Below are 26,783 nucleotides of genomic sequence, written 5' to 3'. Positions count from 1 at the left end.
GAACCAAACGCTCAGTCAGCGCACCGGGGGGTGTTCCTCCGGCTCCGGTCGGAGCCGGCCGGGCACCCCCTTCGCGTCGTACGGGAAATGACAGGCCGAGGTGTGTTCCCCCAGCGGGTCCGCACCCGTCGTCGCCGGGGTCTCGCGCTCGCACAGCCGCCGCTCCTCGCCGAGGGCGTCGTACACCGGGCAGCGGCCACGGAAGCGGCAGCCCGTCGAGCGTTCCCCGGCGCCCGGGGGTTCGCCGGGCAGCGCGATCCTGGCGCGGGCCCGCTCCGCCGCCGGGTCGGGCAGCGGCACGGCGGACAGCAGGGCGCGCGTATAGGGGTGGCGCGGACTCCCGAACACCTCGTTGACCGGGCCGCTCTCCACGGTCCGGCCCCCGTACATCACCACCACCCGGTCGGCGATCTGCCGCACCACCGCCAGGTCGTGCGTGACGAACAGGCAGGCCGGGCCCCGCTCGTCGTGCAGCCGCCGCAGCAGATCGAGGATGCCCGCCTGCACGGACACGTCGAGCGCGGAGACCGGCTCGTCCAGGAGCAGCAGTTCGGGGCGTACGGCGAGGGCCCTGGCGAGCGCGATGCGCTGGCGCTGGCCACCGGAGAACTGGTGCGGGCGGCGCTCCGCGTCCGCGATGTCGAGGCCGACCCGGCGCAGGAGTTCGGGCACCCGAGCCGCGATGGTCTCCTTCGGGGCGTGCTGGGCGCGCAGCGGCTCGGCGACGATGTCGGCCACCCGCATCCTCGGGTCCAGGCTGGCCATCGGGTCCTGCACCAGGATCTGCACCGAACCCCGCAGCCGGCGGACATCGGCACGGCTCAGCGCGGACGTGTCGTACCCGGCGATCTCTACGGTCCCGGACTCGGGGGCGCCCAGCGCGATGATCTCCATCAGGGTGCTGGTCTTGCCGGACCCCGACTCGCCGACCAGCGCCACCGTCTCGCCCCGGCGGACCTCCAGGTCCACCCGTTCCAGCGCGAGCCGGACCTCCGCCGGCCTCCTGCGCAGCCGGAAGCCCGAACCGCCGGGCAGCGGGAACGACTTGGTGAGGCCCGCGACACGCAGCAGGGGCGCGCCGCCCGGGGCAGTGCGGCGCAACGGGGCAGAGGCGGGGAAGAGATCGGCGGCGGCCCGCCCCGCGAGGGCGTCCGGGCGGACGCATGCCGCCAAGTGGCCCTCGGATCCTGCCAGTTCGGGCTCCTCGGTATGGCAGACCTCCGCCGTGAGCGGGCAGCGCGGTGCGAACGAACAGCCGGGCCCGGCGCTGCCCGGCGCGGGCGGGCCGCCCGGTACCGGAGTCAGCGGCACGGCCGCGTCGAGTCGCGGCACCGACCCGATCAGGCCCAGCGTGTACGGCATGCGGGGCCGCGCGAACAGGGCGTCCACCGGCGCTGTTTCGACGATCCGGCCCGCATACATGACGGCTACCCGGTCGGCGGCGCCCGCGATCACCCCCAGGTCGTGGCTGACCAGGAGCAGAGCCGCGCCGGTGGCCCGGCGGGCGTTCTCCAGGGCGTCCAGAACCTGCGCCTGGACCGTGGCGTCGAGCGCGCTGGTGGGCTCGTCGGCCACGATGACGTCGGGGTCGTTGGCGATCGCCATGGCGATCATGGCGCGCTGGCGCAGTCCGCCGGAAAGCTCATGGGGGTACGAGCGCGCGACACGGGACGGATCCGGGACACCCACGCTCTCCAGGAGCTCCCGAGCGCGGATGCGCGCCAACTCCCTTTCAGGGCGGGGACATTGATGGATGCGGAGAGCCTCGGCGATCTGGTCGCCGATGTGCTGGGCCGGGTTGAACGCGGCCAGTGGATCCTGGAACACCATCGCGATCCGGCGCCCGCGCAGCCGGGCGAGATCGCGCACCGGCAGGCCGACCAGCTCGGTGCCGAGCAGCCGCACCGAGCCGGTCACCCGCGCACCCGGCGGAAGCAGCCCGAGCAGTGCGAGCGCGGTCGCGGTCTTGCCGGCCCCGGACTCGCCGACCAGGCCGAGGACTTCGCCGCGCCGCAGCGAGAACCCCACCCCGCGCACGACCGGCAGCGGCGTACGGGACGAGCCCGCGTACGACACGTGCAGGTTCTCGACGTCGAGCACCGTGGCGGCCGTCATCGCAGGGCCCGGGCCCGGTCGGACCCGAGGTCGAGAACGTCCCGCAGCGCGTCGCCCACCAGGTGCACGGCCAGGACGAAGAGCAGCAGCAGGCCGGCCGGGAAGAAGAACATCCACGGGCAGGTCAGCGCCACATCGCTGCCGGACGCTATGAGCGTGCCCAGGGACACGTCCGGCGGCTGCACCCCGAACCCGAAGTAGGACAGCCCCGTCTCGCTGATCACGGCGGCGGCGACCGCCACGGTCGCGTCCGTGATCAGGAACGACGCCAGGTGCGGCAGGACGTGCCGCACGATGATCCGGAACGGCCCGACGCCCATGTGGTGCGCGGCGGCGACGAAGGGCCGCTCCCGCAGCGAGAGCGTCATGATCCGTACCGCCCGTGCCGTGATCATCCAGCCGAGCGCGGCCAGGAGCCCCGCGAACGCCGGCCAGCCGAGCCCGCGCAGCCGCGGCGCGAGCAGCACCAGGAGCAGAAACCCCGGGATCACCAGCATCAGGTCGACCACGAACATGAGCACCCGGTCCACCCAGCCGCCGAAGTACCCCGCGCAGGTCCCGAAGGCCGCGCCGAGGGCCGTACTGGCCAGGGCCACCAGGGCTCCGACGAGCAGCGACTTCTGCAGCCCGCGCACCGTCTGCGCGAACACGTCCTGGCCGATCCGGCTGGTGCCCATCCAGTGCTGGGCGCTCGGGGCGCTGCGCAGGGCTGTGTAGTCGATGTCGGTGTAGCTCCAGTTGGTCAGGTACGGGCCCGCGTACGCGAGAAGGAACAGGCCCGCGATCAGCGCGAGGCCGGTCAGGGCCGTGGGGGAGCGGAGCAGGGCCCGCCCGGTCGTGGCGCCGCGCCCGTGCAGCACGATCGCCTCCGTGTTCACCGCGTCCGTACTCATCGCGTGCGCACTCTCGGGTCGAGCACCGCATGCAGCACGTCCGCGACGAAGCCGGCGAGCAGCACGGTCACCGCCGCGAACAGATTGACCGCGACCACCGAGTTGATGTCGCCCTTCTGCGCCGAGTCCATGAACCAGCTGCCCATGCCGGGCCAGCCGAAGATCTCCTCGGTGAACACGGCCCCCGTGAACAGGGTCAGGAAGCCGAACGAGAAGAACGTGGTTAGCGGGATCAGCGACGTGCGGAGCCCGTGCCGCAGCAGGGCCCGGCCCGGTGTGAGCCCCTTGGCCTGCGCGGTCCGCAGATGGTCGGAGCCGAGCACGTCGAGCGTGGCGCCGCGCTGATAGCGGCTGTACGAGGCGACCGCGCCGAGCGCGACTGTGGCGGCGGGGAGCGCGAGATGGACGGCCCGGTCCAAGAGGCGGGTGGCGAGCGGGCCGGTGAGGCCGGGGGTGCGCTCGCCGGTGTAGCGGATCACCGTGTGGCCCGCGCTCTGGTTGAACCACAGGGCGCCCTCCTTGAAGAGCAGCGCAAGCACGAACGTGGGCACCGACAGGACCAGGAACGAGAACGCGGTCAGCGCCCGGTCGGGCAGGCGGTGGCGGCGGATCGCGGCCCAGAGCCCGGCGAGCACGCCGAGCCCGGTACCGACCAGCGTGCCGACGAGCAGCAGCCGGGTGGACACGCCGATGCGGCGGCCGAACTCCGCGTCCACCGAGCCCCCGTCGACCGTGCGGCCCAGATCGCCGTGGACGGCCCGCCACGACCAGTGCCCGAAGCGCTCCAGGACCGGTGTCCGGTCGTCGGTGCCGAGCAGCGCGAGCTCGTGGTCGACCGTGGCGGCCGACGGGCGCGGCTGGCGGTCCTCGAAGTAGGCGCGCGGACTGAGCGCGGCGGAGGAGATGACGTACGACAGGAAGACCGAGAACAGAAGCAGGAGCGCGCCGTGGGCGAGGCGCTTGGACAGGCGGCCGACCAAGAGTGTCTCCTCAAGAAGGCGGGCTGCGTGGACAGTTCACCGGTCTGACATGCCGCAATGTTAAGGTCCCAGCGGTAAATCGCAGATCAGTTCGGCTAATTGACGCATCGTCAGAACGGAGGCTGGGGTGGCTCGGTTACGGGGTGCGCGGGCATGGGCGGCGCTGGTTGCGGCGGCACTGGCGCTCGCGGGCTGTACGACCTCGGCGGCGCCACAGCACGGCGCGTCCCCCCGTACCGTGAAGGCCCCCGCCTACGGGACCGAGGACATCGGCCGCCGGCCTCCGCAGAGCCTCCGTCAGGGCGGCACCCTCACCCTCGCGACTTCCCAGTGGATCACGCAGTACAACGTGAACCAGGCCGCCGGGACGATCGGGGAGGCCGCTGAGATCGACAGCCTGGTCGAGCCCAAGCTGTTCCGCCGCGACGCCAAGGGCGTCCCGCACGCCAACCCCGACTACCTGCTCTCCGCGTCCGTCACCGCGACCTCGCCGCAGACGGTCACCTACCGGCTCAACCCGCACGCCCGGTGGTCCGACGGAAAGCCGCTCGGCGTCGCCGACTTCGAGGCCGAGTGGAAGGCCCTCGGCCGGGGCGACGACCGCTATCTGGTGGCCGATCCGTCCGGCTACGACCAGATATCCGAAGTGCGCCAGGGCGGCGACCCGAGCGAGGTGCAGGTCGTCTTCCGCTCTCCGTACGCCGACTGGCAGCGCCTGTTCGACCCGCTCTTCCCGGCGTCCGCGACCAGCACGCCGGAGCAGTTCAACAACGGCTGGTCCGGGCGGATCCCGGTCACCGCGGGCCCGTTCAGGATCGCCTCGATGGACCGTACGACCCAGTCCGTCACGGCCGTGCCCGACCCCGCCTGGTGGGGCACCAGACCCCGCCTGGACAAGGTGGTCTTCCGCGCGCTGCTGCCGGCCGCCGCGCTCCAGGCCTACCTCAACGGCGAGATCGACGCCGTGAACGCGGCCACGGCCGAGGCGTACCAACAGCTCAAGTCGGCCCGCGACAGCACGGTGCGCACGGGTTCGGCCTGGGACGAGGTGCATGTCAGCCTCAACGGCGCGGGCGGCCCGCTCCAGGACGTCGACGTACGCCACGCCCTCCAGCAGGCCGTCGACCGGCAGGCGCTGGCGAACGTCGCGGCCGAGGGGCTGCCCGTCGGGGTGCCCCTGCTCGGCAACCACATCTTCATGACCAACCAGCCCGGATACGCCGACAACTCGGGCGAGTTGGGCAGGTTCGACCCCCAGGCCGCGCAGGCGCTCCTCGACAAGGCGGGGTGGAAGTCGCCCGGCCAGGGCAAGCCGCGCGTCAAGGGCGGTCAGACCCTCAAGCTGCGGTTCGTGATCGCGGAGTCCACCAACCGGCTCGGCCTCGATCTCGCCCAGCTGCTCCAGCAGATGCTCGCCCAGGTCGGCATCGGGGTGGAGATCCAGAAGGTGCCGGCCGACGACTACGGGCCGAAATACCTGGACGTCGGCAACTTCGACCTGGCGATCTTCCGCTTCACCGACCTCACCTACCCCAGCCAGTCGCAGGCCGTCTACCGTATGCCGCGCGGCGCCCAGAGCTTCCAGAACTACGGCCGGATCTCGGACGCCACGCTGGACAGCCTCCTCAAGCAGGCCTCCGGCACCCTCGACCCGGTGCGCGCCGCCCAGCTGTACAACCAGGCCGACGCGGAGATCTGGAAGCTCGGCCACGACGTCGAGCTCTACCAGCGCCCCCAGATGATGGCGGTCCGCAAGGGCCTCGCCAACTACGGGATCCCGGGCCTCGGCGACATCGACTTCGCCGCGGTGGGCTGGACCACATAGCCGATGACCGTCCGCCGGGCCCCAAATGGGCGCTGCGGACGGCCAGTTGACTCACAGCTCAGAACATCAGGCGCCCTGTCCGCTCAGCCATTCCTCCTCGGTGTGCCTGCTCAGCGCGTCGAAGGCGAGCGCCGCCGACGCGAGCGTGACGTGATGGTGCCAGCCGCGGAACGAGCGCCCCTCGAAGTCGCCGAGACCGAAGTCCTCCTGCAGCCTGCGTAACCCGTCCGCGGACAGGCTCCGCAGCTGCGCCAGCGGAATCGCCTCGGCGAGCCGGCGGGCCGGCAGATTGGTCAGCCAGTAGGAGCGCGGCGCGGGCCGGCCGTACGGCCAGTCCGTGACCAGGTGCCGGAGCCGCTGCCGGTGCACCGCGTGCTGCGGCCCGTCCGAGCAGAGCAGCGCCGGAGCGGACAGGAACTGCGAGCGCCGCATCCGCTCCGTCGTACGGTCGTGCCAGGCGATCGGGGTGCGCTCGTCCCGCCGCGCCACGTGCTCGGCGAGCTCCGTCACCGTGCCCCGCGTCGCGGGCGATGCGGCATGCGGGCGCGGCAGGGTGACGCCGGTGCTGGGCGACACCTCGATCAAGTAGCCGTGGCCGCGCGCCTCCAGACCCCGAAGGAGCGGTTCCACATCGCTCTCGGAGCGCCAGTCGGCGAGCACCGGCTGCGGCTCCAGGAACCACTCCTCGGTCATCTCGTCGAGGGCCTCCAGGACGTAGCTCCAGCGCGGCCGGCAGTGCTCCTCGTCGGGCAGATGGGCCTGGCCGCGCAGCCGCTCGTCCCGGTCCCAGCGCTGGGGGAGCAGCAGCCGCCAGTTCACCGGCAGGCCGCCGCCCGTCCCCACCAGTGAAGTGGCGTACGCCAGCTGGCAGTTGACGGTGCGCTGCTGCGACGGGGCGTACTGGCGGGCCACGCCGACCGAGCGGTCGCCGTTCTTCGCGAACACCACCTCGTCGACGGCCCACGCCTCGGTGCGGAACACCTCGCCCGCCCGCTCGGCGATCCGCCGGCGGACCGGCCCCGAGTCCCACGGGCTCTGGTGGACGAACTGCTGGAGCTGCTGCACGGCCCGGTGCCCGAGAACGTGCTCGGAGATCCTGGTGGGCGTCTTGCGGCCCGGCACGTCGAGCAGCCCACGCAGATACACCTCGCCCCAGCGCCGCTGGTCGGAGCGCGTCAGCGCGACGAACAGGTCCTGGCAGTAGCCGGTGAAGTCCGCCGTGGCAGGAGCCCTGCGGGCGTCGGAGAGTTGGAGGATGGAAGACACGGTGCCCCCGGGAGTGTCCGAATCGATCGGTGTGCGCTGGAGCCCAGCGGACGAGAGAGGTCATTCATGGGCGCACTCGTCACCGCCCTCGAGCAGGAAGGCATCGGTGGAGAGCAGGGCGTCGGCGACGTCGGGCAGCGTGCACCCCACGATGACGAAGTCCGCGTCGAGACCGGCCTTGGTGCGCTGGAAGAGGAGCTCGTTGATGGCGGGCCGGCACATCTCGGTGACCTGGCACAGGTGGAACTCCACCCGTTGCGGCTCCGCGGCCATGACCTCGCCCAGAATGCGGCGGAACTTCTCCAGCTCGGCCGCGTCGATGACCCCGTCGCAGCGTACGTGCGCGGTGTCGCCGTCGAACTCGGTGCGCATCCGCAGCCGCATCTGCGCCGGCTCCAGCTCGACGCGCACCCGCACCGGCTCGTCCCCCTCGGGCAGCCGGACGGTCAGCTCCTTGTTGTCGAAGCGGTGGTACGGCTCGCCGTCCACCCACACCCGGGTCAGCTCCACCGAACCCGCCGGCAGCAGATCGGGCGCGACCCGCAGCGTGCGGTCCGGCAGATCCGACGGGCGCGGCCGGAAGTGAAGCGTGAGCGGGTCGTTGCTGATCAGGAGGCCGGTGTAGACGGCCGCGAGATAGCAGAGCTCCAGTGCGTGGTAGCCGGCCATGGCGTGGCTGCCCTTGAGCCGCTCGGTGCCGAGCAGATACGGGATGCCGTTGGCCAGGACGTTGAAGTAGACGCCGCCGTCGTCGTAGTCGAGGAAGAAGGCGTTGTAGAACGAGGCGGCCTCGCGTGCGAGACGCAGCTGCTCGGGGTCGCCCGAGGTGCCGGCCAGGATGAGATAGGCGAGGATCGCCTGCTCCTGCTGCCACCACGCCTTGCGGTCGTGCCACACCATGCGGTGGATGCCGCTGTCCGGGTCGGGCCGCCGCTCGACCACGTCGTACCAGCCGCCGCGCAGCTGGTCGCTGCCCACCGCCGGCATGATCTCGCCGATCCGGTCGGCGGTCGTGCCGTACTCCGCCTTGTCGTGCAGCGCCTTGATCCGGGTCAGGTTCCAGGCGATCTTCAGGTTGTGGCCGACCACGGCCCGGTCCTGCTGCCAGCCCCAGGTGCGGTCGGGGCTCCAGTCGGCGTGGAAGCGCTCCTGCACGAACGGGCTGGTCTCCTCGTCGGGGAAGCGCTCGACGATGGTGTCCGCCGTCTCTTCGAGCAGCGCCGCGAAGTCCTCGCGGCCGGTGGCGAGATAGGCGTTGATCAGGTACGCGGGGGCGTGGTCGCCGACCGAGTTCCAGTTCTTGCGGGACCGGTTGCGGCCGAGCGAGTCCGCGTTCGGGTCGAGCGTGATCGGGTCCAGGTGCGAGAAGAACCCGCCGAGGCTCCGGTCCCTGAAGTACCGCTCGAACAGGGCGACCGTGCCGTCGATGTCGTTCAGGATCCGCGGGTCACCGGTGATGCGGTACGTCTGGGTGGGCCCGGCAAGCGCGTAGATCTGCTCGTACATCGGGATGGCGTCGAAGTCGTCGCCGAACTCCGAGGCGAACACCTTGCGCTGGCCCGTCCGGGTCACGTCGATGCCGTGGTACCAGTAGATGATCCCGTCCTGCGCGTCGGTCACCCGCATGTGCTCGCGCAGATACTCGGTGCCGCTCTCGGCGGCCTGCAGGAAGCGGTCCTCGCCGGTCAGCAGGTACGCGGTGGACAGGCCGTACACGAGCCGCGAGATGGTGTCCGTCTCCTGGCGCACGTCCGCGCCGTCGAAGTCGGGCAGATGGGTGCCGCTGAGGGTCAGATGGGTGCGGAAGTTGCGCCAGTCGTACGTGCCGTCGGGGAAGTGCCCGCGCAGATAGAAGTCGGCGACGGCGGCGGCCTGCTGGACCCACCACGCCGGGTGCTCGAAGACGTAGGAACCGCGGCTCTCCTCGGGGAAGGTGATCTCCTTCGCCTCGAACCGCTCACCGCCCTCCCACTGGTAGGTGATTCCGTACGCGAACAGGTAACGGCCCTCGGCGAGCATGTCCTGGGTGCTCGCGGTGGTGTCGCGGTAGTCGTCGCCGAGGTTGCGCACGATGCGCGAGGAGACATTGCGGGGCAGATGGACGGTGAATTCCCGGTCGTCGGAGGTGCGCAGACCGAAACGGTGCTGGGTGGGGCTGTAGTACGTGACATAGCCCGCCAGGGTGTCGGAGAACGTACGGCGTTCGGCAGATCCACTCATCGAGAGGTGCCCTTCTCGTCAGGCAGGGCCGCCAGCAGCACGACGCTGCGGCCGTGGGCGTGGAAGGTGTGGTCGTCGATCAGCTCCTCTTGTCCGGCGGGGAGGATGTCGTACGGACCGGGGCGCGCGGTGTCGAGCACGCGGTGCCAGCGGCGGCCGCGGATCCGGGGCAGCTCGAAGTCCAGGCCCAGGTGGTACATGTTGAGGATCAGATGCAGGTCGGGATCCTGGTTGAAGCCGCCGAGCGTGCAGGCCAGGACCCGGGCGTGGGTGTCCTCCCAGCCGGGCTGCTCCAGTTTGGTGCCGTGCCAGGTGACATCGGACAGCAGACGGGAGTTGAGGTGTCCGTTGTAGAAGCGGGGTTCACGGAAGGTGCGGTAGCGCCTGCGGAGTTCGATCAGTCGTCGGGTGAAGTTCCAGGTCTCCTGCTCCTTCTCGGCCTGGTCCCAGTCGAGCCATGACGTCGGGTTGTCCTGGCAGTAGGCGTTGTTGTTGCCTCCCTGGCTGTTGCGGAACTCATCTCCTGCGAGCAGCATCGGCACGCCCCGGCTGAGCATCAGGACGGCGAGCAGGTTCTTCATCTGCCGCACCCGCAGCCGCTCGACCTCGGGGTCGTCGGTGGGGCCCTCGACACCGCAGTTCCAGCTGAAGTTCTCGCCGGCCCCGTCGGCCCCGGCCTCGCCGTTGGCGTAGTTGTGCTTCTCGTCGTAGCTGACCAGGTCGTTGAGTGTGAACCCGTCGTGACAGGTGATGAAGTTGATGCTGTTGGTGGGCAGTTCCTGCTGCGGTCCGAACAGGTCCTCGGAGCCGCCGATGCGGGCGGCGACGTCCCCCACGAGCCCGGCGTCACCGCGGACAAAACGGCGCACGTCGTCCCGGAAGGGGCCGTTCCACTGGGCCCAGCGCTTCCCGGGGAACCGGCCCACCTGGTAGAGGCCGCCGCCGTCCCACGGCTCCGCGATGATCTTCGTCTCGGCCAGCACCTGCGACAGCTCGATCGCCCACAGCACCGGCGGCACCGCCATCTCGTACCCGAGCGCGCCCCGCGACAGCTCGGAGGCGAGGTCGAAGCGGAACCCGTCCACATGGTGCTCGCGCACCCAGTACTCCAGGGACTCCAGGATGAACTTGGTGACCATCGGGTGGTTGGCGTTGACCGCGTTCCCGCAGCCCGTGAAGTCCATGTAGTGACTGCGGTCCTGCGGCCACAGGTGGTAGTACGCCTCGTTGGCCTGGCCGCGGAAGCTGATCGTCGGGCCGTACTCGTTGCCCTCGCTGGTGTGGTTGAAGACGACATCGAGAATGACCTCGATGCCCGCCTTGTGGAACGCCTTGACCATGTCGCGGAACTCGGCGATGTGGCCCGCGAGATGGGGCTCGGAACAGTAGCCGGTGTGCGGGGCGAAGAAGCCGTACGGGTCATAGCCCCAGTAGTTGCGCAGCTCGCTGCCGTCGGGGCCGGTGCGCAGCACCTGCGTCTCGTCGAAGTCGAAGACGGGGAGCAGCTCCACCGCGGTGATCCCCAGCTCCTTCAGGTGCGGGATCTTCTCCGTCAGGGCGGAGAACGTGCCGGGGTTCGCGGCGTGCGAGGTCGGTGAAGCCGTCGCGCCGCGCACATGCAGCTCGTAGATGATCGTCTCCGACATGGGGGTGCGCAGCGGCTCGTCGCCCTCCCAGTCGTAGTCGTCGAGGTCGACGACCAGGCTGCGCATGGAGTGCGCCACGTTGTCGTCGAGTCCGATGGCGTGGGTGCGCTTCCAGCGGCTGTTGATATTGGCGCGGGCGTACGGGTCGAGCAGCACCTTGCGGTGGTCGAAGCGGGCGCCCGACCTGCTGGTGTCGTGCGGCCCGTCCATCCGGTACGCGTAGACCTGCCCGGCGCCGAGCCCCCGGACATGGCAGTGCCAGAAGTGGAAGCTGCGGTGGCGGTCGGGGTGGAGCTGGATGGTCCGGGAGGGCTCGGGGTCGTCGCAGCGGTCGAAAAGCAGCAGGTCCACACGTGTGGCGTGCTCGGAGAAGACGGAGAAGTTCACCCCGTCGGCGTCGACAGTGGTCCCCAGCGGCTGCGGCCGTCCAGCGGTGATCTGCGGCGCCTCGGTCACGGGTGCCTCCCTGGTCTGATGAGTCTGATGACTCGACGTCAAGCGGATGGTCAAGCAATGGCCCGGTCGGCGACCGGATCGGATAACTGGCGGCCGCCGGCCTCGTAGGCCGGCTCGTCGGAGCGGAGCCGGGCGAAGAGCGGCTCCCATGCGGCGGGCGCGCTGCCGGGCTCGCTGCGCATTTCGAAGGTGACCCCGCGCGCGGAGGGGCAGTACAGGGCCTGGACGCAGGCCTCGGCTACGTCCCGGCGCGAGACGTAGCCGTCCCTGCGGTCGCCCTGTTCGAGGGTGATGCGCGAGTCGCCGTCCAGATCGGTCAGCCAGCTCGGCCGCACCACCGTGTAGGGCAGGCCCGACACCCGCACCGCGTCCTCGCCGGCGAGCCGCCAGTCCAGCATCCGGCCGTACGCGTTCATCGGGTGGTCCCTGCGCGTCACATAGCGCTGGCTGACCAGCACGAACTGCGGGAGCACCGCCCCGCCGCGGGCCGCGGCCAGAGCGTTGCGGACCCCGGTGTGCAGGGTCGACTCGGGGCTGTCGGGGCCCGCCGGATCGGTCCCCGGCTCGACGGTGTAGACGATCGCGGAGCAGCCGCGCAGCGGAATGCGCAGCGTCTCCGGTTCGCGTACGTCACCGAGGAAGAACTGGGCCTCCTCGGGCAGTTCCCGGCCGCGCTCGGTGCTGCGGCCGACGACCCGTACCGCCTCGCCGCGGTCCAGGAGCCGTTGCGTCACGAGCCGGCCTACCCGGCCGGTACCGCCTATCACTGCGATCGGACTGTTCACGGAAGTCTCCTGAAAGAGCGTCATATCCGTTGATCGGTCAGGGAGTTGGGACCCGGGCATCGGGTCAGACCCATTGCAGGATGTCGTCCGAGCTGGTGAGCTGCGTTCCCGCGGGCAGCCCCGAGACGGCGGGCACGCGCAGCCTCGGGTAGACGCTGACCCCCGACAGGCGGGTCCCGGGCCACAGGTGGGCGCCGTCGCCGAGTGCCGAGTGGTCGTCCAGGCGGACCGGGCTGCGCCGCTCGGAGTGCACATGCGCCATCGGCCCGATGTAGGAGTCGCTGATCTGCGCGTACGCCCCGACCACCGCGGCGTCTCCCAGCGCGGAGCGGTTCAGATGGACGCCCTCGTGCACATCGACGCCGTCGCCGATGTCGGTGTACTGGAGGTGGACACCGGCCCCGATCTCGGCATGGCGGCCGATGCGCACCCCGGGCCCGATGACGACGCTGCCGTCCGCGATCTTCTGGGCGAGGGTGGTTCCGGTGACGTTGTCCTTGGTGCGCAGGCTGGACTCGTGGATCCAGTACCGCGGCTCCGTGCTGAGCGGGCTTTCCATCGCCCGGTTCATCTGCGGGTACTGGCCGGTCAACACCTCGCCAAGGGTGTCGAGATAGTCCCCGATGCTGCCGAGGTCGCCGAGCCGGTCGATGGGCTCGACGGCGACCGGCAGGTCGTGGCCGACCAGCCAGGGCAGCAAGTCACCGCCCCAGTCGAGGCGTTGCTGGGCGAGCCGGATCAACTCCGGGTTGCGGGCGGCCAGTCGGAGCCTTCCGCAGTCGATCAGATACATGCCCGCGCTGGTGGCGATGGTGCGGGCCTTCGGGGTGGCGAGCGCCTCGGGGAAGAGGTGCTCGATGAGTTCGAGCCGGGGCTTCTCGACGAAGCCGGAGATGAGCCCCTGGTCGGTGGTGCGCATGACGCCGTACTTGTTGGCGGTCTCCTGCGGGGTGCGGGTGACGGCCGCGACCGTGACCAGGGCATCCGTCGCGGTGTGGGTGGTGAGCAGCCGGTCGAGCGAGAAGTCGAACAGCGAGTCGACCGGCATGACGAGCGCGGGCCCGGTGAGGTCCCACTGCTCCAGGTTGTGCAAAGTGGCGGCGCCCGAGCCGACGTTGTACTGGTCGAAACGGGACCGCGAGTAGTTGATCTCGACGCCGTACCGCTCGCCGTGACCGAGTACGAGTTTGATCTGGCTCCGGTTCTCCATGCCCTGGGCCACCACGTAGAAGCGGCGGATGCCCTGTTCGCGGCAGGCCTCGACGATCCACTCGATGAGTGGCCGGCCGGCGAACGGTATGAGCGCCTTGCTGCGGATGTAGTCGGCGGACTGCAGGGTGATGGGCTTCGCCCGTTCCCCCCTGCCGCCCGCCAGGATGATTCCGGCGGTGTTGTCGTCCCCCATAGTGTCCTGCCTCCTCGGCTGACTCTGCGACCCAACAAATTCAACATTGGCAGTCATCTTGAGTCAAGTAACAAGTAAACATGGCTGGTTGGGGTGGGTAAGGAGGCGTCTTACCGCCCCCGGAGGCCGGTGCGGAGGGGGCACAAGTGAGGGCTGTGACGGATGGTCACAGCCCTCGACCGGATTCGGCCCCGATGGCTCAGCCCGGCCGGTGCCCGGCGGTGTTCGTCGCCGCGCCCGCCTTCGGGCCCGTCCCTGCACCCTGCTCCGCGGCCGTCGACGCGGCCGTCCCCGCGCGGGTTTCCGCGCCTGGAATCGCGGCCAGCGCCCGGGTCACGAACTCGGCGAGCAGATCGCGCCCTTCGCCGTGCGGCAGTCCGTCGAGCGCGGCGACCGCCGCGTGCGCGTGCCGGCCGGCCAGTGCGAGCGACGCGTCGATCGCCCCCGACGTCCGCAGGATCATGGTCAGCGCGGCCAGCGCCTCGACCGGATCCGTACGCCCCGCAAGGCAGTCCTCGATCCGCCGGCGCCTCGACCCGCCGCCGTCGCGATGGGCGAGGATGACCGGCAGCACCGGTCGTCCGTTGCGGACGTCGCTCGTCGGCGCCTTGCCCGCGCTCTGCGCATCACCGGTGTAGGCCAGCAGATCGTCGTGCACCTGGAACGCGACGCCCAGATGGTTCGCGTACGAGACCAGCGAGGCGAGCGCGGCCGGGCCGCCCCCGCCCAGGATCCCGCCGACCTCGCACGCCGCGCGGAACAGCGCCGCCGTCTTCAGGCGGACCATCTCCAGATACGGGCCCACCTCGAACACCCGCCGCCCGGTGAGCCGTGCCTCCAGGCTCTGGCCCCGGCACAGATCCATTCCGGCACGCGAGATCGCGGCGACCGCGGTCACCACCCGGTCGGCCGGAACACCCCGCTCGTGGCACTCGGCGAGGCACTCGAAGAGCGAGAAGAAGAGCAGGTCGCCCGCGACGATGGCCTCGTCGACCCCGTACTTGTGGTGGGCCGCCGGACGGCCGCGGCGCACCGCGTCCGCGTCGATGATGTCGTCGTGGATCAGGCTGCCGACATGGCCGGACTCCGCCGCGACCGCCGCGGGAAGCACGCTCGTCGGGTCGCCGCCGACCGCCTGCGTACTCGCGAGCAGCAGGCAGGGCCGGAACAGCTTCCCGGCCGGCAGGAGTGAGTGCCGGCACACCTCGTCGAGGCCGCCCGCCCCGGCCGGCCAGCGCGCGTCGAGTTCACGTACCACCACATCGCGCAGCCGGAAACCCGCCTCGAACGCTTCCGGTGCCGTGCGAGACGCTTCGATTTCGGTCATGTGCCGAGTCCCGTCTGTCGAGCGAGCCCCTCAAAGACTGCGGTACGGCATTCTCGCGGACGACCACTGAAATCAGCGGGAATGGCCGCCAGGACGCCACATGCGGCGGCCGGGGCCGGGCACCACCGCACGACACGAACGCACCACCCCCGGTGAGCGTGCCGCGCCCCACCCGAAAGCGGCCATCATCTGATCATCGATCACATGCCTTTACCACAGGCCCTGTTGGCTGCGTCGGGGCGCCGTGCCTACCCTGGTATCCGCCTGAGGGGGAGACGCATGAGCGGACGCATCGAAGGCACCCGGACCGACGGACGGCCGCCCGAGCCCGGCAAGGGCGAGCGGCTCGCGGACTGGGCGGACGGCCGGCTCGGCATCCACACGCTGGCCAGGGCCAACATACGCAAGATCTTCCCGGACCACTGGTCGTTCATGTTCGGCGAGATCTGCCTCTACAGCTTCCTCATCCTCATCCTGACCGGCATCTGGCTGACCCTGTTCTTCGAGCCGAGCGGCGTCGAAGTCGTCTACCACGGCTCGTACGTGCCGCTGAACGGCATCCGTATGACGCGGGCCTACGAATCCGCCGTGAACATCAGCCTCGACGTGCGCGGGGGACTGCTCATCCGGCAGATCCACCACTGGGCGGCCATCGTCTTCGTCGCCGGACTCATGGTGCACATGATGCGGGTGTTCTTCACCGGCGCGTTCCGCAAGCCGCGCGAGGTGAACTGGCTGTTCGGCTGGACGATCCTGATGCTGGCGCTGCTCACCGGGCTCACCGGCTACTCGCTCCCCGACGACATGCTCTCCGGCACCGGCATCCGCTTCGCCCAGGGCGCGATCCTGTCCATCCCCGTGATCGGAACGTACCTCTCGTTCTTCCTCTTCGGCGGCGAGTTCCCCGGCCACGACATCATTTCGCGGCTCTACCCGATCCACGTCCTGCTGCTGCCCGGCATCATGCTCGGCCTGGTCGTGGTCCATCTGATCCTGGTCTTCCACCACAAGCACACCCAGTTCGCCGGGCCCGGCAGGACCGAGAAGAACGTGGTGGGAGCTCCCTTCCTGCCCGTCTACATGGCCAAGGCGGGCGGCTTCTTCTTCCTGGTGTTCGGGGTGCTCGCGGTGATGGGCGCGGTCGCCACCATCAACCCGCTGTGGGCGATCGGCCCCTACCGGCCCGACCTCGTGTCCACCGGGGCCCAGCCCGACTTCTACCTCGGCTTCTCCGAGGGGCTGATCCGGGTGATGCCCGGCTGGGAGATCAACGCCTGGGGCCACACCCTCCAGCTCGGCGTCTTCATCCCCTTCATGCTCTTCCCGCTGATCATGACGGCGATCGCCGTCTACCCCTTCATCGAGGCGTGGATCACCGGCGACAGACGCGAGCACCACATCGCCGACCGGCCCCGGAACGCACCCGTCCGCACGGGCCTCGGCGTCGCCTGGCTGACGCTGTACGGGGTGCTGCTCATCGGCGGCGGCAACGACCTGTGGGCCACCCACTTCCATGTGTCGATCAACGCGATCACCTGGTTCGTACGCATCGGGGTCTTCGTGGGCCCCGCCGTCGCCTTCGTCGTCGCCAAGCGGTTCTGCCAGGGCCTCCAGCGCCGCGACCGCGAAAAGGCCCTGCACGGCCGCGAGTCGGGCATCGTCAAGCGCCTGCCGCACGGAGAGTACGTGGAGGTCCACACCCCGCTCACCCAGGCCGAGCTGTACACCCTGACCGCCCATGAACAGCCCCGACCCTACGAGCTCGGCCCGACGGTCGACGCGAACGGTGTCGTACGCACACCACGCCGCTCCGACCGCCTGCGCGCCCGTCTGGCCAAGGCGATGTACGGCCCCGGCAGCCAGATCCCGAAACCGACGGCCGAGGAGTACCGGGAACTCAACCGCGGGGACGGGCATCACTGAGGCGTCGCCGGGCCGCTCCCCGCGCGAGGTCTCCTACCCGTAGGCCAGCGGATCCGCGAGGACCCTGCGAACGACTCGGGCCGCCGCGCCCCGGGCCGCGTCCCCCGCGAGTGACGAGGCGCGCAGCCGGCCGTTCTCCGGGGCCCAGAGGCCCGACACGGTTCGGCGGGTCAGCTCGTGCTCGGCGGCGGGGGCGAGCCAGGGCATCAGGGTGCGGTAGATGCCGCCGAGGACGACCGCGTCCGGGTCGAAGAGATTGACCGCGCCGGACAGGACGATGCCCAGGGTGCGGCCCGCGTCGGCGAGCGCGCCGAGAGCGCGCTCATCGCCGGCCCGGGCCCGGCGTTCGAGCTCGGTGACGCCCGGTATCCCGGCGTTCTCGTCCAGGCCCGCCGACCGCAGCAGCGCCAGCTGGCCCGCGTACTGTTCGAGGCAGCCCCGCGAACCGCAGCGGCATTCCGGGCCGTCCGGGTCCACCACCACATGCCCGATCTCGCCGGCGAAGCCGTGCGCGCCGCGCAGCAGTTCACCGCCGACGACCAGCGCCCCGCCGACGCCGATCTCCCCGGTGAGGTAGAGGAAGTGGTCCACGCGCCTGTCCGGACCGCCGAACCACAGCTCGGCCAGCGCCGCGAGATTGGCCTCGTTGTCCGAACCGACAGGCAGGGAAGGCGAGTTGGGGCGCAGGAGCAGCAGGGCCCTGCTGAACATCTCCTCGGCCTCGACCTGGTTCCAGCCCAGGTTGGGGGCCTGGCGCACCGCACCCTGCGAGACCAGGCCGGGCAGCGCCAGCTCCACGCCGACCGGGTGGAGCCCCTGCTCGGCCGCCGAGTCCAGCGCGCGGGCCGCGAACCGGGCCGCCCGGGCCAGCACGCCGGCCGCCGGTTCGCTCCGGTTGTCGAGGTGCTCGGTCAGGCGCACCCGGTCGGTCCCGGCGAGGTCCACCACGCACACCGACACATAGTCGACGTTGACCTCGACCCCGGCCCCGGCGGCACCGGTGCGGGCCGGGGTCAGCATGGTGCCCGGCCGCCCGGCCTGCCCGCTGAACGACTTGCCCGACTCGGTGAGGAACCCGGCCCGGATCAGCTGATCGGCGAGCGAGGACACGGCCGCCCTGGTCAGGCCGGTGCGGGCGGCGGCCCCCGCCCGGCTGAGAGCGCTCTCGTCGTGCACGGCCCGCAGCACCAGGCTGAGGTTGTGCCGACGCACCGTGTCCTTGTCCGCCTTGGGTGCGAGCGGCGGGGCGGGATGACTGGGGGGAGTCGTCGAGTGGTCGTCCATATCGTCCATGAGCCTAATCCCCGTGCCGGTTCCCGGGGCGTGGCCGTCCGCGCCGCGTGCGGCCGGCCGGTGAGAGCGCTCTCGGGTGTGCGCGTACGGAGGACGGCGCAGACGGCGGTACCGGCCGAGGGCGCTCTCACCGGCCCGCGCGACGCGGACGGGCGCCCCCGCCGGCCGACGGGCGGCGAGGTCCCTGCCCCGACCGGCCGGCGACGATGAGCTCGGTCGCCGACCCGGCGCGCGCGTTCCCCCGCCGGCCGTGCCCATCGGTCGAACGGCGGCCGTTCTCAGCGGCCGCACGCCGGTCACTTCCCATCGGCCGATCGACACCCACCTGACGAAATACCGAGGGATCCGTTACCCGATCATTGCTCTTCCTTGCCCTCCCCTTTCTTTGTCGGCATTCACCCACCGGACAATTGCGAGCCAGTGCCCGATTTCCCGGCCCGGTCAATTCCACGGTATTGGCGAAAGGTTGACCCATTCGGAGGAGAGTCGCAGGTGACCCGCCAGTATGGTCGGCCGCATGCCCCCCAACCGTCCGGTGCTCCCGGTTCTTCCCTATCGCAAGCCCAAACTCGGCCGGGACTACTGGGTGTTGGACGATGTGCTGCCCAACATCGACGAGGTCAGGGCGCGTTGTGTCGCCAAGGACGACTGGGTCGAGGGATATCCGCACAAGCCCGAGTCCTGGCCCGGACTGCGCACCATGCCCGGCCTCGCGCCCGCCGAGCTCGCCCGGGTGGAGCGCCTGGTCAAGCAGCACACGGGCGCCAAGGAGCTGTGGCAGGCCACCGCCCCCGGCGGTGCCACCCTCAATCACAATTGCATTCAGGTCGTCGGCGCCGGCGAGAGCGAGCCGCGCCCGCACACCGATTCGCGGGCGCTGTGCCGCTATGCCGCGGTGCTCTACCTCAGTCCACGGGCGCCCAAGGACTGCGGCACCAGCTTCTTCCGGCAGAGCCTGCCGGGCGGCGTCCTGGGCGGGAACATGGTCACCGCGCCGCACAACAACCTCGTGGAAGCGCTCGGTACGCGCTTCGTGCCGCCGGACTCCTTCACCGAGGACGTGCGGGTCGCGCACCGCTACAACCGGCTGCTGCTCTACACCGCCAACACCATGCACAGCGCCACCGGCTACTGCGGCAGCACCATCGAAGACAAGCGGATGACCGCGGTCTTCTTCTGGATGGCATAGGCGTGGGCAGGGGCACGGCGTAGGCCGCCGCCACAGGAAATCCACAAATATGTGGTGTGGCACGCCGGATGGGGTGCTTGTTCGTTTGCCGTACCGCGGAACGTCACAGTGACGACATGGGGGCTTCCGTAGCCCTGGGTGTTCTTGGTACACCCCTCTCGCCCCCCTGTTCCCTCACGCTTGCAGAGGCCCCCACTCATGGCTGAACTCAACCGGCGCCGGTTCATGCAGCTCGCGGGCGGCACCGCCGCCTTCGCCGCGCTGTCCCAGAGCATCGCGCGGGCCGCGTCCATCCCGGCCGCGGGCAGCACCGGCACCATCCAGGACGTCGAGCACATCGTCGTCCTGATGCAGGAGAACCGTTCCTTCGACCACTACTTCGGTTCCCTGAAGGGCGTCCGCGGCTTCGGTGACCCGCGGCCCGTCACGCTGCCCAGCGGCAAGTCGGTGTTCCACCAGGTCGGCGGCGGCAAGGAGGTGCTGCCCTTCCGGCCCAAGGCGGACAAGCTCGGCCTGCAGTTCATCCAGGACCTGAACCACGACTGGACCGGCAGCCACAAGGCGTTCAACAACGGCAAGTACGACCAGTGGGTCCCCGCCAAGACGTCCACGACGATGGCGTACCTCACGCGTGAGGACATCCCGTTCCACTACGCGCTCGCCGACACCTTCACCATCTGCGACGCGTACCACTGCTCGTTCATCGGCTCCACCGACCCGAACCGCTACTACATGTGGACGGGCTACACAGGCAACGACAACACCGGTGGCGGCCCCGTCCTGGGCAACGACGAGAAGGGGTATGGCTGGACCACATACCCCGAGCGCCTGGAGCAGGCGGGCGTCTCCTGGAAGATCTACCAGGACACCGGCGACGGCCTGGACGCGAACGGCGGCTGGGGCTGGATCAGCGACGCCTACCGGGGCAATTACGGCGACAACTCGCTGCTCTACTTCAACAACTACCGCAACGCCAAGCCCGGCGACCCCCTGTACGACAAGGCGCGTACCGGCACCAACGCCAAGAACGGCGACGGCTTCTTCGACATCCTGAAGGCCGACGTCAAGGCCGGCACCCTGCCCAAGGTCTCCTGGATCGCCGCCCCCGAAGCGTTCACCGAGCACCCCAACTGGCCCGCGAACTACGGAGCCTGGTACATCTCGCAGGTCCTGGACGCGCTCACCTCGAACCCCGCGGTGTGGGCCAAGACGGCGCTGTTCATCACGTACGACGAGAACGACGGCTTCTTCGACCACGTGATCCCGCCCTTCGTGCCCTCCGGCGCCTCCCAGGGCCTGTCCACGGTCGCGACCGCCCCCGACTACTTCCCGGGCAACATCAGCTACGCGGCCGGTCCGTACGGGCTCGGCCAGCGGGTGCCGATGCTCGTCGTGTCGCCCTGGAGCACGGGCGGCTACACCTGCTCCGAGACGTTCGACCACACCTCGATCATCCGGTTCATGGAGCGCCGCTTCGGCGTGCACGAGCCGAACATCTCGCCCTGGCGGCGCGCGATCTGCGGCGACCTGACCTCGGCGTTCGACTTCAGCCGCACCAACTCCTCGGCCCCGTCGCTGCCTTCGACGACCGCGTACATCCCGCCGGACCACAACAGGCACCCCGACTTCGTGCCGGTCCCGCCCGCCACCGGCACGCTCCCCAAGCAGGAGGCCGGCTCCCGGCCCACCCGCCCGCTGCCGTACGCACCCTTCGTGGACGGGTCGGCGAACGTGAGCACCGGCAAGTACTCGCTCACCTTCGGCGGCGGCGCTTCGGCCGGCGCGCAGTTCCTCGTGACGTCCGCGAACCGTACGGACGGACCGTGGACCTACACCACGGAGGCGGGCAAGACGATCGCCGACGCCTGGAACACGGCCTACTCCAGTGGGGCCACCAATCTCAGCGTGTTCGGGCCCAACGGCTTCCTGCGGACGTTCCGGAGCCCCGGCAAGACCGCAGGACCCGAGATCACCGCCCGCCACAACGCGGGCACCGGCAACCTCGACCTGACCATGACCAACGCGGGCAGGACCACGGTCCACCTCAAGGTCGCGAACGCGAGCGTCTACGGCGGGGCGACCCAGACCTTCACCGTGGCCACGGGCGCCACCGTCACGTTCACGGTCGACCTGCGCGGCAGCAAGAGCTGGTACGACGTGTCCGTGACATCGGACGCCGACGCCACGTTCCTGCGCCGGTTCGCCGGCCACGTGGAGACCGGCGCGTCGGGCGTGAGCGACCCGGCGCTTCTCACGGCCTGACCGTACAGACGGCTGTGGGGCTCTGCCCGACCGGACAGGGCCCCACAGCCGTATCAAGGATCAAAGATCGGATCAGACCTCGTCCGCGCCGCCGAAGCGCTCGCGGTAGGACTCCAGGTCCTCCTCCGTGATCTTCGCGAAGAGCACCGGCGGCACCGTGAAGGCCGTACCGGCCGGAACCGTGTCCAGGCCCCTGGCCTGCTCCGGCGTCACCCAGGTGGCAACATCGTCGGTCAGCGCGAACGCGGAGCGCATGGCCTTGGCCGAGGACGGGATGAACGGCTCGGACACCACCGAGTACAGGTGGATCAGGTTCATCGCCGTACGCAGCGTGAGCGCGGCCGCCTCCGGATCGGTCTTGATCTCCAGCCAGGGGGCCTTCTCCTCCAGGTAGGAGTTGCCGGCCGACCACAGGGCGCGCAGCGAAGCGGCCGCCTTGCGGAACTGGAGCGCCTCCATGTGGCCCTCGTACTCGGCGAGCAGCCCGGCGATCTCCTCGCCCAGCTTCCCCTCGGCGGCCCCGGCCTCGGCGCCCGCCGGGACGTCGTCGCCGAAGCGCTTGCGCGAGAAGGACAGGACCCGGTTCACGAAGTTGCCGAGCGTGTCCGCGAGGTCCTTGTTGACCGTCGCGGTGAAGTGCTCCCAGGTGAACGACGTGTCGTCGGACTCCGGGGCGTTCGCCATCATGAAGTAGCGCCAGTAGTCGGCGGGCAGGATCTCCAGGGCGTCGTGCGTGAAGACGCCGCGGCGCTGCGAGGTGGAGAACTTGCCGCCGTAGTAGTTGAGCCAGTTGAAGGCCTTGACGTAGTCGACCTTCTTCCACGGCTCGCGCACACCCAGCTCGGTCGCCGGGAACATCACCGTGTGGAAGGGGACGTTGTCCTTGCCCATGAACTCGGTGTAGCGGACGTCGGCCGCGCCCTCGGGCTCGTACCACCAGGACTTCCAGTCGCGGTTCGCCGGGTCGAGGTCGGCCCACTCCTTGGTCGCGCCGATGTACTCGATCGGGGCGTCGAACCAGACGTAGAAGACCTTGCCCTCCGCGGCCAGCTCCGGCCACGTGTCGGCCGGGACCGGCACGCCCCACTCCAGGTCACGGGTGATCGAGCGGTCGTGCAGCCCCTCGGTCAGCCACTTGCGGGCGATCGACGACGCGAGCTGCGGCCACTCGCCGCCGACCCGGTCGATCCACTCCTCGACCTCGCCCTGGAGCTTGGACTGGAGCAGGAAGAGGTGCCGGGTCTCACGGACCTCCAGGTCGCTGCTGCCGCTGATCGCGGAGCGGGCCTCCAGGAGGTCGGTCGGGTCCAGGACGCGGGTGCAGTTCTCGCACTGGTCGCCGCGCGCCTTGTCGTAGCCGCAGTGCGGGCAGGTGCCGACGATGTAGCGGTCCGGCAGGAAGCGGTCGTCGGCGATCGAGAAGACCTGGCGGATCGCCCGCTCCTCGATGAACCCGTTCTCCTTCAGCTTCCGCGCGAAGTGCTGCGTGATCTCCACGTTCTGCTGCGAGGAGCTGCGGCCGAAGTAGTCGAAGGCCAGGTGGAAGCCGTCGTAGATCGCCTTCTGGGTGTCGTGCGACTGCGCGCAGAACTCGGCGACCGAGAGCCCGGCCTCCTTGGCGGCCAGCTCGGCCGGGGTGCCGTGCTCGTCGGTGGCGCAGATGTACAGGACGTCGTGGCCGCGCTGGCGCAGGTAGCGGGAGTAGACGTCCGCGGGGAGCATCGACCCGACCATGTTGCCCAGGTGCTTGATTCCGTTGATGTACGGCAGCGCGCTGGTGATCAGGTGTCGAGACATCCTCGGATGCTCCTTATGTTCGTGCGTGCGGCACCGCGGCGCGGCCGCGGCGAACCCAGGTAGGGAGGCCCACCCGGAGGCTCACACCAGGTGACACCCCCGCCCGATGGGCAGAGCCATGCTATCGAACCGCCCGGACGCTTCTCGCCCGAGTTTGCGGCCCCGGCCCGCCCCGGGCCTGACCGTCCGTCGCGGCCCGTCACGGACGGTCATCGCCCGCTTCGGTCACTGCTTGGTGCGGCCCGCGAAGTACGTCGCGACCATGTCCTGGTCGCCGTGCCCGGCCGCCTCGGCCCGGGCGAACCGCTCGGCCGACGCCTCCGTCAAGTCGAGCCGCACGCCCGCCTGTTGGGCCGCTTCCAGGATCAGCCGGGTGTCCTTGAGGGCGGTGGAGACGGCGAAGCTGGGCTTCAGGTCGCCGGTGAGGAGGGCGGCGGACTTGGTGTGCAGATAGGCGGTGTCCAGCGGGCCGCCCGCGATCGCGTCCAGGAAGAGGCGGGGGTCCACCTGGAGCCCCTCGGCGAGGCCGAGGCATTCCGCGACGGCGCCGACCAGATTGATCACCCAGGTATTGGCGACCAGTTTCAGGCGCGAGGCCCCGCCCGGCTCGTGGCTCACCCAGACGGTCCGCTGCCCGATCGCGTCGAGGACGGGCGCGAGGCGCTCGCGGGACTCGGCCGGCCCGGAGACGAAGACGGTCAGTCTGCCTTCCTCGGCGGGCCCCCGCGTGCCCAGGACGGGGGCGTCGCAGTACACCACCCCCAACTCCGCTGCCCGGCCGGCCAGTTCGAGCGTCGCGTCCGGTCCGACGGTGGAGGTCTGGAGCCACAGCTGCCCGGGGCGCAGGCCCGGGGCCGCGGCGTCGAGGGTGGCGGACACGGAGGGGCCGTCGTTCAGCGCGGTCAGGACGACGTCGGCGCCGCGCACCGCCTCGGCGGCGTCCGCGTGCACACCGGCCCCGTCGTCGGCCAGCGCCTCGGCCTTGGCCCGGGTCCGGTTCCAGACCCGTACGGACAGCCCGGCCCGCAGCAGACTGCGGGCCATGCCGGACCCCATGATCCCGGTGCCGAGTACGGCGACGGTGGGCGTGCTCGAAGGTGAGGACACGGTGAACTCCTTCGCGGAGGGTGGCGCTCGGTCGCGTGCCCTCCGAGTCTCGTACGGATGGGGCCGCCGAAGGGTGTACGGCGCCGCCGGAAATGAGACCGGCCCGCCGTCCCGGGGCGGGACGGCGGGCCGGAGCCGGTGCCTCAGCGGGCGATCACACCCCCGGCGGCACCCGCGAAGGCCGGCCGCGGCCGCGGGTCAGGCTGTAGCCGGCGACGCCCGCGAGCGCGGCGAGCAGGCCGCCCGCGCCGGTCCACAGCCAGCGGTCGGTCCACCAGCCCGACGCCCAGCCGCCGTCCGGCTCGACCGCCGACCTCGCGCCGAGCGGGGTGGCCAGCCTGCCGTCCACGGCGTGCGCGCCGCCGGTGTCCAGGACGGTCGGCTCGACCTCTGTCTTGAACGGCAGGCCCCGGTCGGTCTCGGGCAGCGAGACCGCCGTCAGGCGGACGTAGTAGCTGCCCGGCAGCGGATCGTTCGACCACGTGTCGGCCCAGGCGACCGTCGGCCGCAGGGTGCAGGACAGCTCGACGGTGGCCGCGTCCTGCGCCGCCGAGCGGGACTGGGTGCCGTACATGCAGGGCTGGCGGCGGCGCAGCCCGTCGTACACGTCGATGCGCCAGGTGGAGGCGCCGTGCCGGGAGGCCGTGTCCGGCAGCGTGACCTTGGCCGTGACGGTCGGGCGCTGCCCGGCGTCGGCGGGGAACATCCAGTACAGGTAGTCGCCGGTCGACCCGGATGCGGTCGCCTTCTGGCCCTGCCGCACGGCGACCGCGGTACGGAAGGCGGTGCCGGCCTCGGTCGGCGCGGCATCGCTCTTCGACGCGGAGGGGCTCGGCGAGGGCGTGTCGGCGAGCGCCGATCCGGCCCCGCCGAGGACCGCCGCGCCGGCCAGTGCGGCGATCGCCACCTTCCGTACGGTACGCATCAGTTGGCCCCCAAGGTGAGAGATGGTGTCGGGCATCAGTTGGTCCGCCAGACCGCGATGCGCCAGCGCGAGATCCAGCCCCACACCAGACCCGCGACGAGACCGGCCAGCGCGAGCGCGCCGAGCAGCCACCAGCCCCGGCCGAGGCCGAAGGCGGCGACGTCCGAGGCATGGTCGGGGCCGTCCACCACGTCGATGGCGAGCTCGACCGGCAGACCCGGGTCGGTCTTGACGCCGGGGGGCGCGGAGAAGGAGTTGGAGACCTGGAGGCACACGGTCTCGGGCGTCTTGTCGTCCGAGTCGTCCGCGGGGGCCTTGGGGTAGCGGAGCCCCGTGGAGATCAGGTCCGTACGCCCGTCGCCCGCCTCCGAACCGCGGACGATCTCACGGCCGTGCGCGGTCACCGCCCGCAGCAGGACGCCGTAGTCGGGGTTGGTCTGGCGGTCCACGCCGATACTGGCGGAGGCCCGCAGCTCCTGGCCGGGCTTCACGTCCACCTTGTACGAGCGGTGCTCGGAGAACTTCTCGCGGTCCGTGTACAGGCCGGGCTTGAGCTGAGGGGCGTTCTCACAGCTCGCGGTGCCGTTGGTGGCGACGGGCACGGCGACCGGGTCGGCCGCCCGGTCCACCAACTGCTTGACCTTGCCCGAGAGTTGATCGGTGTGCTGCACCGAGGTGTAGGTGCCGCCGGTGGCCTCCGCGATGCAGGTGAGCTGCTCGCGGGTCTTGGCGTCCGGGATCAGGCCGAGCGTGTCGATGGTGAGGTGGATGCCCTGGGCCGCGATGTCGCGGGCCACCTCGCACGGGTCGAGCGGCTGGCAGGTGTCCTCGCCGTCGGTGATGAGCACGATCCGGCGGGTGGCGTCGCCGCCCTTGAGGTCCTCGGCCGCGCCTTGGAGCGCCGGGCCGATGGGCGTCCAGCCGGTGGGTGCGAGGGTGGCGACGGCGGTCTTGGCCTCGGTGCGGTTCAGCGGGCCGACCGGGTAGAGCGCGCGGGTGTCCTTGCAGCCCACCTTGCGGTCCTCGCCGGGGTAGTTGGCCCCCAGGGTGCGTATCCCGAGCTGGACCTCCTGCGGGACCGCGTCGAGGACCTCGTTGAACGCCTGCTTGGCGGCGGCCATCCGCGACTTGCCGTCGATGTCGGCGGTCCGCATGGACCCGGACACGTCGAGGACCAGGTCGACCTTGGGTGCGGCCTGCTCGGACTGCCCGTCGGGCGCCGCGGCGGCGGAGGCCGTGCCCGCGGCCGGAAGGATGCCGGTGGCGAAGGTGGCGACCAGCGCGCACACTCCGGCCGCCAGCCGTTTTCTGGTGATCATCGCCGGATCTTATGGAAGCATCGATACGGGTCCCAAATCGTGCGGGACCG

17 protein-coding genes and 1 pseudogene are annotated in these 26,783 nt (G+C 70.7%); 4 read left to right on the top strand and 14 right to left on the bottom strand.

From position 1 onward, the window contains the following. Positions 1 to 15 precede the first annotated feature (15 nt). From ABD346_RS32560 to ABD346_RS32550, 3 genes are read right to left on the bottom strand one after another with little or no spacing between them, the layout of a single operon-like run. On the bottom strand, positions 16 to 2,115 hold the full coding sequence (locus tag ABD346_RS32560) for a dipeptide ABC transporter ATP-binding protein (protein WP_344379813.1): 2,100 nt from the start codon (positions 2,113 to 2,115) through the stop codon (positions 16 to 18). After that, the gene (locus ABD346_RS32555; protein ID WP_344379811.1) at positions 2,112 to 3,008 is read right to left on the bottom strand and encodes an ABC transporter permease; all 897 of its coding nucleotides are present in this window, start codon (positions 3,006 to 3,008) and stop codon (positions 2,112 to 2,114) included. Before ABD346_RS32555 ends, ABD346_RS32560 begins: the two co-directional genes overlap by 4 nt. Beyond that, the gene (locus ABD346_RS32550; protein WP_344379809.1) at positions 3,005 to 3,988 is read right to left on the bottom strand and encodes an ABC transporter permease; all 984 of its coding nucleotides are present in this window, start codon (positions 3,986 to 3,988) and stop codon (positions 3,005 to 3,007) included. The genes ABD346_RS32555 and ABD346_RS32550 overlap by 4 nt, the downstream gene beginning before the upstream one ends. 127 nt (positions 3,989 to 4,115) lie before the next feature. On the opposite strand from ABD346_RS32550, the gene ABD346_RS32545 reads away from it, so the two are divergent. Then, the gene (locus ABD346_RS32545) at positions 4,116 to 5,813 is read left to right on the top strand and encodes an ABC transporter family substrate-binding protein (RefSeq protein WP_344379808.1); all 1,698 of its coding nucleotides are present in this window, start codon (positions 4,116 to 4,118) and stop codon (positions 5,811 to 5,813) included. A gap of 66 nt (positions 5,814 to 5,879) precedes the next feature. Here ABD346_RS32545 and ABD346_RS32540 read toward each other — a convergent pair whose 3' ends face one another. The 6 genes from ABD346_RS32540 to ABD346_RS32515 form a co-directional block, all read right to left on the bottom strand. Further along, positions 5,880 to 7,079 (bottom strand): IS701 family transposase, encoded by a 1,200-nt coding sequence (locus tag ABD346_RS32540; protein ID WP_344379806.1) that lies wholly within the window; start codon positions 7,077 to 7,079, stop codon positions 5,880 to 5,882. A gap of 60 nt (positions 7,080 to 7,139) precedes the next feature. Then, the gene (locus ABD346_RS32535) at positions 7,140 to 9,299 is read right to left on the bottom strand and encodes an AGE family epimerase/isomerase (RefSeq protein WP_344379804.1); all 2,160 of its coding nucleotides are present in this window, start codon (positions 9,297 to 9,299) and stop codon (positions 7,140 to 7,142) included. Then, complete coding sequence (gene glgX, locus ABD346_RS32530; RefSeq protein WP_344379802.1) at positions 9,296 to 11,401, bottom strand: glycogen debranching protein GlgX; 2,106 nt, start codon at positions 11,399 to 11,401, stop codon at positions 9,296 to 9,298. Before glgX ends, ABD346_RS32535 begins: the two co-directional genes overlap by 4 nt. Before the next feature lie 50 nt (positions 11,402 to 11,451). Beyond that, complete coding sequence (locus ABD346_RS32525; protein WP_344379800.1) at positions 11,452 to 12,186, bottom strand: SDR family oxidoreductase; 735 nt, start codon at positions 12,184 to 12,186, stop codon at positions 11,452 to 11,454. 64 nt (positions 12,187 to 12,250) lie between these two features. Further along, entirely contained in the window at positions 12,251 to 13,591 is a 1,341-nt protein-coding gene (locus tag ABD346_RS32520) for a sugar phosphate nucleotidyltransferase (protein WP_344379799.1), read from the bottom strand. A 199-nt stretch (positions 13,592 to 13,790) separates the two neighbouring features. Further along, positions 13,791 to 14,918 (bottom strand): polyprenyl synthetase family protein, encoded by a 1,128-nt coding sequence (locus tag ABD346_RS32515; RefSeq protein ID WP_344379797.1) that lies wholly within the window; start codon positions 14,916 to 14,918, stop codon positions 13,791 to 13,793. Between the two features lie 279 nt (positions 14,919 to 15,197). Here ABD346_RS32515 and qcrB point away from each other — a divergent pair, with 279 nt between their 5' ends. Then, positions 15,198 to 16,841: a cytochrome bc1 complex cytochrome b subunit gene (gene qcrB / locus ABD346_RS32510; RefSeq protein ID WP_344379795.1), complete on the top strand. Its 1,644-nt coding sequence runs from the start codon at positions 15,198 to 15,200 to the stop codon at positions 16,839 to 16,841. 33 nt (positions 16,842 to 16,874) lie between these two features. On the opposite strand, the gene ABD346_RS32505 is transcribed toward qcrB, so the two are convergent. After that, on the bottom strand, positions 16,875 to 18,134 hold the full coding sequence (locus ABD346_RS32505; RefSeq protein WP_344379793.1) for an ROK family transcriptional regulator: 1,260 nt from the start codon (positions 18,132 to 18,134) through the stop codon (positions 16,875 to 16,877). 517 nt (positions 18,135 to 18,651) lie between these two features. Between ABD346_RS32505 and ABD346_RS32500 the strand changes: the two genes are divergently transcribed. After that, a complete protein-coding gene (locus ABD346_RS32500; RefSeq protein WP_344379791.1) occupies positions 18,652 to 19,323 on the top strand; it encodes a DUF6445 family protein in 672 nt (223 codons plus the stop codon). 198 nt (positions 19,324 to 19,521) lie between these two features. Further along, entirely contained in the window at positions 19,522 to 21,585 is a 2,064-nt protein-coding gene (locus ABD346_RS32495; protein ID WP_344379789.1) for a phosphocholine-specific phospholipase C, read from the top strand. Between the two features lie 72 nt (positions 21,586 to 21,657). Here the strand turns inward: ABD346_RS32495 and metG are convergent, their stop codons facing one another. From metG to ABD346_RS32475, 4 genes and pseudogenes are all read right to left on the bottom strand, one after another. Beyond that, positions 21,658 to 23,382 carry a methionine--tRNA ligase gene (metG, locus tag ABD346_RS32490; protein ID WP_344379787.1) on the bottom strand — a complete coding sequence of 575 codons (1,725 nt, stop codon included), beginning with the start codon at positions 23,380 to 23,382 and terminating at the stop codon, positions 21,658 to 21,660. Between the two features lie 225 nt (positions 23,383 to 23,607). Beyond that, positions 23,608 to 24,516: pseudogene (locus ABD346_RS32485) on the bottom strand (NAD(P)-dependent oxidoreductase); the annotation flags it as partial. A 127-nt stretch (positions 24,517 to 24,643) separates the two neighbouring features. Next, positions 24,644 to 25,414: a hypothetical protein gene (locus ABD346_RS32480; RefSeq protein ID WP_344379785.1), complete on the bottom strand. Its 771-nt coding sequence runs from the start codon at positions 25,412 to 25,414 to the stop codon at positions 24,644 to 24,646. Positions 25,415 to 25,449: 35 nt separating this feature from the next. Next, positions 25,450 to 26,733, bottom strand: coding sequence for a VWA domain-containing protein (locus ABD346_RS32475; protein WP_344379783.1), 1,284 nt, complete (start codon positions 26,731 to 26,733; stop codon positions 25,450 to 25,452). Between the last annotated feature and the right edge of the window lie 50 nt (positions 26,734 to 26,783).

It is taken from the genome of Streptomyces mauvecolor, from assembly GCF_039532965.1.
In the GTDB taxonomy this organism is placed as follows: domain Bacteria; phylum Actinomycetota; class Actinomycetes; order Streptomycetales; family Streptomycetaceae; genus Streptomyces; species Streptomyces violascens.
This window is presented reverse-complemented; position numbering and strand designations above follow the sequence as displayed.

Bases quoted from the DNA above. Each gene is read 5' to 3' on its own strand.
- ABD346_RS32555 (WP_344379811.1), bottom strand. From the start codon at position 3,008: ATGAGTACGGACGCGGTGAACACGGAGGCGATCGTGCTGCACGGGCGC.
- ABD346_RS32495 (WP_344379789.1), top strand. From the start codon at position 19,522: ATGGCTGAACTCAACCGGCGCCGGTTCATGCAGCTCGCGGGCGGCACC.
- metG (WP_344379787.1), bottom strand. From the start codon at position 23,382: ATGTCTCGACACCTGATCACCAGCGCGCTGCCGTACATCAACGGAATC.
- ABD346_RS32520 (WP_344379799.1), bottom strand. From the start codon at position 13,591: ATGGGGGACGACAACACCGCCGGAATCATCCTGGCGGGCGGCAGGGGG.
- ABD346_RS32475 (WP_344379783.1), bottom strand. From the start codon at position 26,733: ATGATCACCAGAAAACGGCTGGCGGCCGGAGTGTGCGCGCTGGTCGCC.
- qcrB (WP_344379795.1), top strand. From the start codon at position 15,198: ATGAGCGGACGCATCGAAGGCACCCGGACCGACGGACGGCCGCCCGAG.
- ABD346_RS32505 (WP_344379793.1), bottom strand. From the start codon at position 18,134: ATGGACGATATGGACGACCACTCGACGACTCCCCCCAGTCATCCCGCC.
- ABD346_RS32500 (WP_344379791.1), top strand. From the start codon at position 18,652: ATGCCCCCCAACCGTCCGGTGCTCCCGGTTCTTCCCTATCGCAAGCCC.
- ABD346_RS32480 (WP_344379785.1), bottom strand. From the start codon at position 25,414: ATGCGTACCGTACGGAAGGTGGCGATCGCCGCACTGGCCGGCGCGGCG.
- ABD346_RS32560 (WP_344379813.1), bottom strand. From the start codon at position 2,115: ATGACGGCCGCCACGGTGCTCGACGTCGAGAACCTGCACGTGTCGTAC.
- ABD346_RS32535 (WP_344379804.1), bottom strand. From the start codon at position 9,299: ATGAGTGGATCTGCCGAACGCCGTACGTTCTCCGACACCCTGGCGGGC.
- ABD346_RS32515 (WP_344379797.1), bottom strand. From the start codon at position 14,918: ATGACCGAAATCGAAGCGTCTCGCACGGCACCGGAAGCGTTCGAGGCG.